Below are 7,787 nucleotides of genomic sequence, written 5' to 3'. Positions count from 1 at the left end.
TGCCCCTGAAAACGGCATGAAGCACATGGGCAGACCACATTCAACAACCCGAACCGCCGGATACGTGACCCGTACGTCCGGTGGTGTGAGAGGGGGAATCCGCGAGGATTTCTCCTATCTCGATTAGGCCTCGCAAACACGCATGTCGGCCATCGAAACGCTTCGCACAGAGCTTCGCAGCTTTCTTGGCGAGGAGAACTTCAGGAAGCTCCTGCCCGAAACGCGAATGATCGTGGGCCGCGAGCCACGTCTACGCTTCTGGCAAGAGCAAATCTTGAGTCGCTGCTTTGCCGCGAGGTCATCGCCTGAGCCATCTCCGGAAGAAGTCGCCGCTGCCCTCCGCGTGTGTCCTGTTCACAACATCGAGCTACATCAGGGACCGGTTTCACTTTTCCGTGGCAACTTGGACTTCGCGCCTGACTACGTAGCCATCCGCCAGCGGTGCTTCCCCCATGCGAGCACGGATCCTGTGTCTACCGAGGGCGCACCGTTCGAAGGCAACGAACTCGCGGTCTGGCTCTGCTCCGAGTGTCAAGCCAAAGCAAAGGCTCGCCTCTCGCAGAGCGAGGCCTAACCCTTCTTAGTAGGACTTCCCGTGGAGTCAAGCAGGGCCCGGCCTTTTTTCCTTCCAAAGCGGTATTTGGCATTTTTGAACAGGTGAGCCGATGAGCCGGGCTCCATTCGCTCGGCGTGACCTTGGGGTCGCAGAAGGGTTATCGAGTTGACCGGTCATCGGCTCGTAAGTGGTGGACGTGTGCGGTAAGAGGATGGCTGAGAGAGACAGACTGCACTTCTAGTAGCGGGCTTGTTGAGGGTGAACCTCGGCCCAGGATATGAACCGCTCGGCAGGGCTCCATTCACAGGACGTGTCACTGGCGCGATGCCAGCACAAAAGGGTTATCGAGTTTTCCTGCCGCCACAGGACGTGTCACTGGCGCGATGCCAGCACAAAAGGGTTATCGAGTTTTCCTGCCGCCGGTCTGACCTGTCAGTGCATCCTTGTGCGCACGCCCGTCAAAACTGGCTGTGTGGGTGTGGAGGCATCAATTCACGCTCGCGCCAGTGGAATATGGTTGGGATCCGGTTGGGATCGGCGCTCATGCCACGGCCGGCGTCGCAACGGTGGCCGCCTGTGCCGGCGCTGCGCGCTGGGGCAGGTGGTGGGGATCAAAGCGGTCTTCGCGCGTCATCAAGCACCACAAGATGCGCGCGTTCTTGTTGGCCATGGCCACCACGGCCTTTTGCCAACCCACGCGCTCTTTGAGCTGCACCAGCCACTGGCTGATGGGGTCACTGCGCTGGTGGGCCGTCATCACGGCGGATTTGGCGCCCTGGATGAGCAAGGTGCGCAGGTAGACGTCGCCGCGTTTGGTGATGCCGCTGAGCTTGGTCTTGCCGCCCGAGGAGTTTTGGCTGGGGGCCAGGCCGGCCCAGCCGCCAAACTGCTTGGCGGACTTGAACTGGGTGAAATCGTCGACCGTGGCCACCACGGCAGAGGCGGTGATGGGGCCCACGCCCATCAACTCAGCGGCCTTCTTGGCGCGGCTGTCGCTGCGGGCATGCTGGGCGATGCGTTGCTCGCACCAGGCCATCTCGGCATCGAGTTGATCCCAATGGGCCAGCCCGCGCTGCAGCGCCAGGCGCAGATCACCGGGCAACTCATTGCTGGCGTCTTCCAGCACATCGGGCAGGGCACTGCGCAGGGCCTGCGGGCTTTGCGCGAAGGTCAGACCAAACTCAGCCAGCAAGCCGCGCAGGCGGTTGATCAAGGCGGTGCGCTCCTCCTTGTAGCCTTCGCGCAGCCGGTGGATGGCCAACACGCCCTGTTGGGCCGCTGTCTTGACGGGCACCGCATGCAGATGCGGACGCGAGGCCGCCTCACAAATGGCAGCGGCATCGGTGGCATCGTTCTTCGAGCGCTTGCCCGCGCTGCGGTAGGCGCCCACATGCTGGGCAGGCAGGATCATCATCCGCAAGCCCAGCGGCCCCAGGCGCCGGCAGACATGGTGCGCGCCACTGCAACTCTCCATGGCCACCACGCAACCGGGCTGCAAAGTGCGGCACCACTCGAAGAAGCGATCTGGCGACATCGAGCGGCAGGACACCACCTTGTCAAAGCCGTCCACGCAGTGCACCTGGTAGACCCGTTTGGCCAGGTCAACACCCACACGGCAAACCAGACTTGGGCTAATCTCGGTCATGGGACTTCCCCTTTCGAAAGAGCCAGCAGATTGATCGACTTGCATCACCAATCTTGGCGCGCCGACGCCGTGGCTAGAAGGTGGGAAGTCCCTTCGTATTCACGGGGACTCCCCCACAGCACAACCCCCGCAGGCAAGGTTTTCCCCTCCTAAGCCGAATTGGCTTTTCAACTCCATAGGCAAGGCTCCCCATACCTTTGAGCTGCGCGGGTTGCCAAACACCATCGGGGACAGACTGCATATCTACAGACGGGCTTGTGGCGTGGGCGCAAGTGGCCGGCCGATGCCACAGAGGGGAACCGCGCAGCAGGGCTCCATTCGTTCAGCGTGGACCTGAGCTTTTGAGGGCTGTGGCCACAGTCGAGTGATCGAGCTTGCCTGCTGCCGGTCTGACCTGTGGTGATCTTGGCGCGCAGTGTGGGGCGGGAGGACAACGGTGGTGGGCTAATGGGTGGCAGGTCAACGCGCCCGCCGGTTGCTTTCAGTAGTGATACCGAAGCTGCGCAATCAGCAGTGCGTCGCCGTCCACCTTGTAGACCATGCGGTGTTCGTCGGTGAGGCGACGAGACCAGTAGCCGGCCAGGGCATGCTTGAGTGGCTCGGGTTTGCCGATGCCAGCAAAGGGCTCGCGTTGCACTTCTTTGATGAGCTTGTTGATGCGCTCCACCATGCGCTTGTCTTGCTGCTGCCAGTACAGGTAGTCCTCCCAGGCGGCATCGGCAAAGATCAGCTTCATTCGGCCAGCTTTCGCTCGGTGCCGTGGCCGGTGTTGAGTTGCTCCATGGCTGCCAGCAGGCGCTTTGCGTTAGCGGGGCTGCGCAGCAGGTAGGCGGTTTCTTCCAGGGCAGTGAAGTCTTCCAGGGAAAGCATAACCACCGATTGCTGGCCGTTGCGGGTGATGATCAGGGCTTCGTGGTCTTCACACACGCGGTCCATGGTGCTGGCCAAGTTGGCGCGTGCGGCAGAGTACGAGATGGCGTCCATGGGGGGGGTCCTTTGTACGTAAAAATGTACAAGCTGAGAGCCTCAGCGTCCAGTCCTTTGGCTTGGCTGGTGGCAGGCACTTGCCCTTCCTTCATGCCTGCCATCCGTTGCCCCAGCGTGAACCGCTCATGACGGCATCTAACAACGGGGGCCCCGCGCCTCACCGCCCCAACGTATAGAACTCGTCATTCGGCCGCATGCTGGTGACGTTGGCCATACGGTTGGACAGGCCGAAGAAGGCGGTGATGGCGGCGATGTCCCAGGCGTCTTCGCGGTCCAGGCCGTGGGGGGCGAGGCGGGCCAGGTCGTCGTCGTCCACGCTGTGGGCGTGGGTGGCCACCTTCATTGCAAAGTCCAGCATGGCGTGCTGGCGGGGGCTGATGTCGGCTTTGCGGTAGTTGATGGCCACCTGGTCGGCCAGCAGCGGGTTTTTGGCGCGGATGCGCAGGATGGCGCCGTGCGCCACCACGCAGTACTGGCACTGGTTGGCGTTGCTGGTGGCCACCACGATCATTTCGCGCTCGGCCTTGCTGAGGCTGCCGGTTTTCTTCTCCATCAAGGCGTCGTGATAGGCGAAGAAGGCGCGGAACTCGTCGGGCCGGTGGGCCAGCACCAGAAAGACATTGGGCACAAAGCCGGACTTCTCTTGCACGGCCAGGATGCGGGTGCGGATGTCCTCGGGCAGGTCGGCCAGCTCGGGCACGGGGAAGCGGCTGATGGGGTGCTGCGTCATGGCTTGGGGGTTCACGGGCTGCGGGGAGTTCAGGGTCAATCCACCTTCACGACGATGCGGCCGCGCACTTGGCCGGCCAGGAGTTGCGGGGCCAGGGCGGGCGCGTCGGCCAGGGGCACTTCTTGAATGAGGCTGTCGAGCAGGGTCGGGTCCAGGTCGCGGGCCAGCAGGTCCCAGGCTTGCAGGCGCTCGGGCAGGGGGGCCATCACGCTGTCGATGCCGGCCAGGGTGACGCCGCGCAGGATGAAGGGGGCCACGGTGGCGGGCAGGTTCATGCCGGCGGCCAGGCCGCAGGCGGTGACCACGCCGCGGTACTTCATGGCGGCGCACACATTGGCCAGCAATTGGCCGCCGGCCACGTCCACGGCGCCGGCCCAGCGTTCTTTTTCCAGCGGGCGGCCGGGGGCGGCCAGGGGGGCGCGGTCCAGCACCTGGGCGGCGCCCAGGCGGGTGAGAAATTCGGCCTCTTGCGGGCGGCCCGTCACGGCGGCCACCTCAAACCCACGCCGGGCCAGCAAGGCCACGGCCACGCTGCCCACGCCGCCAGCGGCGCCCGTCACCACCACCGGGCCTTGGCTGGGCTGCACGCCGTGGCGTTCAAGCGCCAGCACGCACAGGGCGGCGGTGTAGCCGGCCGTGCCAATGCCCATGGCTTGGCGGGGCGTGAAGGCGGCGGGCAGGGGCACCAGCCAGTCGCCCTTGACGCGGGCGCGGCCGGCCAGGCCACCCCAGTGGGTTTCGCCCACGCCCCAGCCGTTGAGCACCACGGCATCCCCCGCCTTCCAGCGCGGGTGGCTGGAGGCTTCGACCGTGCCGGCAAAGTCAATGCCCGGCACCATGGGAAAGCGCCGCACCACGGGGGAGGTGCCGGTCAGCGCCAGGCCGTCTTTGTAGTTGAGGGTGGACCAGGCCACGCGCACGGTGACGTCGCCTTCGGGCAGTTGGGCCTCGTCCACGGTGCGCAGGGTGGTGGTCTGCTGGCCGTCTTGTTTGTCGATCCAGAGGGCTTGGAACATGGGGTCTCCTGAAAAGGGGGGTCAGGTGGAGGCGGCGTGGGGAGCGGGTGCCGGTTTCGCACCCAGCCCTTGCAGAAAGCCCTGGCCAAAGGCGGCCAGCGGCGTGGGGGAGCGTTCCAGCTTGGCGCGCAGCACGGCGCCTTCCCAGCCGGTCCAAAAGTAGTGGGCCAGGGCGGCGCAGTCGTGCGCCGGGCTCAGCTCGCCGGCCTGCTGGGCGGCACGCAGGCAGGCGGCGGTGCGGGCCTCCCAGTCGTGCAGCACGGCCACCAGTTGGGCGCGGAACGATTCAGGCAGCGTGCCCATCTCTTGCCCTAGGTTGCCCACCAGGCAGCCCCGCTTGAAGCCGTACCGGGCCATGCCGCGCTGGGCCTCGTCCACAAAGTGGCGCAGGCGGGCCAACGGGGTGAGGCGGGTGTCCAAGAAACTGCGGTCCAGGCGCTGGGCGAAGTAGGCGGCGTAGGCCTGAATCAGCGCCTGGCCAAAGGCCTCTTTGCTGGCAAAGCAGTGATAGAACGAGCCTTTGGGCAGCTGCGCCAGGCGCAGGATCTCGTCCAGCGCCACGGCGCTGTAGCCCTTTTCCGTGAGCACGGCCAGGCCGGTGCGCAGCAGCAGGGCGCGGGTGTCCTCGTCGCCTTCGGGGCGTTGGCGGGGCGGGCGGCCACGGCGGCGGGCGGGGGTGACGTCAGGTGAGGACATTTATTTAAACCAGTTGGTCTAAATGCTGGCACGACGCAGCCGATCTGTCCAGCCGGGTCGCCCCGGGGGGGCGCCACGGGCCTGCATGGCCTTCGACAAGCGCGCGTGCCGTGCGCTGCGCGGCGTGGATGAAATTCGACAGTCGCAGGGCGCAGGGGCGGCCAGGTGGCGGCAAAGGCCGTGATTGGCCCGCCAAATGCGCGGTTCTGGCGGCATAGGGCCGGCTTCTCCTCAGGGTGATCCCTGAAAGCGGCAGGTCTGCGGCATTGCTGGCATGGCCTTCGCACTTCTGCTGGCCATCACGCCGGGCTGCACAAACCCACACAGGGGGCGGCAGACCCGGCACCGCGCACCGCGCGGACACGCCAGGAGACCGCCCCATGCCCCTTGTTGCCGAGCCGCTGCCCTTACCGGCCCCGCACGCCACCGCCGGCCTGCCCTGCTGGGTGCGCCTGCGTGAGCGGCGCCCCGATGGCTTCATTGAATTCGACCTGTCGATTGGCGACCCGCTGCTGAGCGTGGAGCTGATCTTGCCCGTGCCGGCCTTTGAGCAGTTCTGCCGCGACCACGCCGTGCAGCGCCTGGACGACGCGCAGGGCACCCTGCTGGACGCTGACCAGGCCCGCTGGCGCCTGGGCGCAGCGCCCTGAACGCGGCCGGCCCACAGGCCACCGGGCCGCTGCCGCACCACCAACACCGCCACCACCAGAACGAGGAGACACCGACATGACCGTGGAGATCCGGGTGCAGAGCGTCAAGCCGCTGCGCCAGACCTTTGGGCACATTGCCCGCCGCTTTGGCGACAAGCCCGCCACCCGCTACCAAGAGGGCACCTACGACCTGCAGTCGGAGGTGAACTTTCACTACAAGCCGCTGTGGGACCCGGCGCACGACATCTACGACAAACGCCGCACGGCGGTGGTGATGGCCGACTGGTACGCGCTGAAGGACCCGCGCCAGTACTACTACGGCGCCTGGACGATTGCCCGCGCCCGCCAGCAAGAGGCGGCCGACCGGCAGCTGGAGCTGGCCCAGCAGCGCGACTGGCTGCGCCAGATGGCCCCTGAAGGCCAGCAGCAGTTGGTGCAGGCCCTGCTGCCGCTGCGCCACTATGAATGGGGCGCCAACACCAACCTGTGCGCGGTGGCCGCCTATGGCTACGGCACGGCGCTGACCCAGGCCGCCGCCATGGCCACCATGGACCGCCTGGGCCTGGCGCAGCACCTCTCGCGCCTGGGCCTGCTGATGGACGGCAACACCGGCACCAGCCTGGCCCAGGCCAAGCAGCAGTGGCTGGAGGCCGGCGCCTGGCAGGGCGCCCGTGCGGCCATGGAAGCGATGTTCGTCACTCGCGACCCGATGGAGCTGCTGCTGGCCCAGGCCCTGGTGGCCGACACCTTGGTCTATGCCCTGTGCCTGCGCGGTTTTGAAGGCGTGTGGAGCGGCCCGGCCGCCACCGGCCTGACCATGCTGCTGGACCACCCGCTGCGCTGGCATGAAGAAACCAGCCGCTGGGTGGATGGCGTGATGAAGACCGTGGCCACCGAGAGTGACGCCAACCGCGCCCTGCTGCAGGGCTGGGCCGCGCAGTGGCGCGCCACCTGGCGCCAGGCCCTGGCCCCGCTGGCCGCCCGTGTGCTGGGCGACGCCGCCGGCGCCACCGCGCTGGACCTGGCCGATGCCGCCCTGGCCACCCGCCTGGCCCGCTTGGGCCTGGGCGCCGCGCCGGCCCAAAACCGGGCAGACACCGCCACTGCCACCAACGCTGCCAACGCCACCTGAGCCCCGCCATGACCCATCAAGAATCCACCGTCATGCCGCGCCAGCCGGTGTTCATCGCGCTGCAGGCCAACCACGACACGATCCCCATCGTCGAGGCCATTCAGGCCGACAACCCCAGCGCCGAGGTGCTGGAGTACCCCGGCATGGTCAAGATCAATGCGCCGGGCGTGTTGGTCATCCGCCGCGCCTCCATTGAAGAGCGCGTGGGCCGCGACTTTGACCTGCGCGAGATGCAGCTCAACCTCATCTCGCTGGCTGGCGAGGTGGACGAGACCGAAGAGGCCTTCACCTTGGAATGGAAGACCGCCTGACGGCACCCGCGCCCCCGCTGGCGCACCGCAGCCGCCACGCCCCCGCACACCAGGAGACCACCGC

The 7,787-nt window shown here is 66.6% G+C and carries 9 protein-coding genes; 3 read left to right on the top strand and 6 right to left on the bottom strand.

Annotated features, from left to right (window positions below; all coding sequences use genetic code 11):
- Window positions 1-1,097 precede the first annotated feature (1,097 nt).
- From G3A44_RS21440 to acuR, 6 genes are all read right to left on the bottom strand, one after another.
- A complete protein-coding gene (locus G3A44_RS21440; RefSeq protein ID WP_163459792.1) occupies window positions 1,098-2,201 on the bottom strand; it encodes an IS110 family RNA-guided transposase in 1,104 nt (367 codons plus the stop codon).
- 481 nt (window positions 2,202-2,682) lie between these two features.
- Entirely contained in the window at window positions 2,683-2,937 is a 255-nt protein-coding gene (locus tag G3A44_RS21435) for a Txe/YoeB family addiction module toxin (protein ID WP_163459791.1), read from the bottom strand.
- Entirely contained in the window at window positions 2,934-3,185 is a 252-nt protein-coding gene (locus G3A44_RS21430) for a type II toxin-antitoxin system Phd/YefM family antitoxin (RefSeq protein ID WP_163459790.1), read from the bottom strand. Before G3A44_RS21430 ends, G3A44_RS21435 begins: the two co-directional genes overlap by 4 nt.
- A 160-nt stretch (window positions 3,186-3,345) precedes the next feature.
- Entirely contained in the window at window positions 3,346-3,918 is a 573-nt protein-coding gene (locus tag G3A44_RS21425; protein WP_163459789.1) for a peroxidase-related enzyme, read from the bottom strand.
- A gap of 35 nt (window positions 3,919-3,953) precedes the next feature.
- The gene (gene acuI / locus G3A44_RS21420; RefSeq protein ID WP_163459788.1) at window positions 3,954-4,934 is read right to left on the bottom strand and encodes an acrylyl-CoA reductase (NADPH); all 981 of its coding nucleotides are present in this window, start codon (window positions 4,932-4,934) and stop codon (window positions 3,954-3,956) included.
- A gap of 21 nt (window positions 4,935-4,955) precedes the next feature.
- Window positions 4,956-5,630: an acrylate utilization transcriptional regulator AcuR gene (acuR, locus tag G3A44_RS21415; protein WP_163459787.1), complete on the bottom strand. Its 675-nt coding sequence runs from the start codon at window positions 5,628-5,630 to the stop codon at window positions 4,956-4,958.
- A gap of 380 nt (window positions 5,631-6,010) precedes the next feature.
- Between acuR and G3A44_RS21410 the strand changes: the two genes are divergently transcribed.
- The 3 genes from G3A44_RS21410 (at window position 6,011) to G3A44_RS21400 (ending at window position 7,723) form a co-directional block, all read left to right on the top strand.
- Entirely contained in the window at window positions 6,011-6,280 is a 270-nt protein-coding gene (locus G3A44_RS21410) for a phenol hydroxylase subunit (protein WP_163459786.1), read from the top strand.
- 76 nt (window positions 6,281-6,356) lie between these two features.
- Window positions 6,357-7,412: a ferritin family protein gene (locus tag G3A44_RS21405; RefSeq protein ID WP_163459785.1), complete on the top strand. Its 1,056-nt coding sequence runs from the start codon at window positions 6,357-6,359 to the stop codon at window positions 7,410-7,412.
- 8 nt (window positions 7,413-7,420) lie between these two features.
- A complete protein-coding gene (locus tag G3A44_RS21400) occupies window positions 7,421-7,723 on the top strand; it encodes an MmoB/DmpM family protein (RefSeq protein WP_239062031.1) in 303 nt (100 codons plus the stop codon).
- Window positions 7,724-7,787: the final 64 nt, after the last annotated feature.

The sequence above is a fragment of the Ideonella livida genome (assembly GCF_010499455.1).
GTDB lineage: Bacteria > Pseudomonadota > Gammaproteobacteria > Burkholderiales > Burkholderiaceae_C > Ideonella > Ideonella livida.
Note: the sequence above shows the minus strand (reverse complement) of the source record. Positions and strands in the feature narration are given on the sequence as shown.

What these genes read in the sequence shown, in the direction of transcription:
- G3A44_RS21440 (WP_163459792.1), bottom strand. Translation starts at nt 2,201, where the DNA reads ATGACCGAGATTAGCCCAAGTCTGGTTTGCCGTGTGGGTGTTGACCTG.
- acuR (WP_163459787.1), bottom strand. Translation starts at nt 5,630, where the DNA reads ATGTCCTCACCTGACGTCACCCCCGCCCGCCGCCGTGGCCGCCCGCCC.
- G3A44_RS21410 (WP_163459786.1), top strand. Translation starts at nt 6,011, where the DNA reads ATGCCCCTTGTTGCCGAGCCGCTGCCCTTACCGGCCCCGCACGCCACC.
- G3A44_RS21425 (WP_163459789.1), bottom strand. Translation starts at nt 3,918, where the DNA reads ATGACGCAGCACCCCATCAGCCGCTTCCCCGTGCCCGAGCTGGCCGAC.
- acuI (WP_163459788.1), bottom strand. Translation starts at nt 4,934, where the DNA reads ATGTTCCAAGCCCTCTGGATCGACAAACAAGACGGCCAGCAGACCACC.
- G3A44_RS21435 (WP_163459791.1), bottom strand. Translation starts at nt 2,937, where the DNA reads ATGAAGCTGATCTTTGCCGATGCCGCCTGGGAGGACTACCTGTACTGG.
- G3A44_RS21430 (WP_163459790.1), bottom strand. Translation starts at nt 3,185, where the DNA reads ATGGACGCCATCTCGTACTCTGCCGCACGCGCCAACTTGGCCAGCACC.
- G3A44_RS21400 (WP_239062031.1), top strand. Translation starts at nt 7,421, where the DNA reads ATGACCCATCAAGAATCCACCGTCATGCCGCGCCAGCCGGTGTTCATC.
- G3A44_RS21405 (WP_163459785.1), top strand. Translation starts at nt 6,357, where the DNA reads ATGACCGTGGAGATCCGGGTGCAGAGCGTCAAGCCGCTGCGCCAGACC.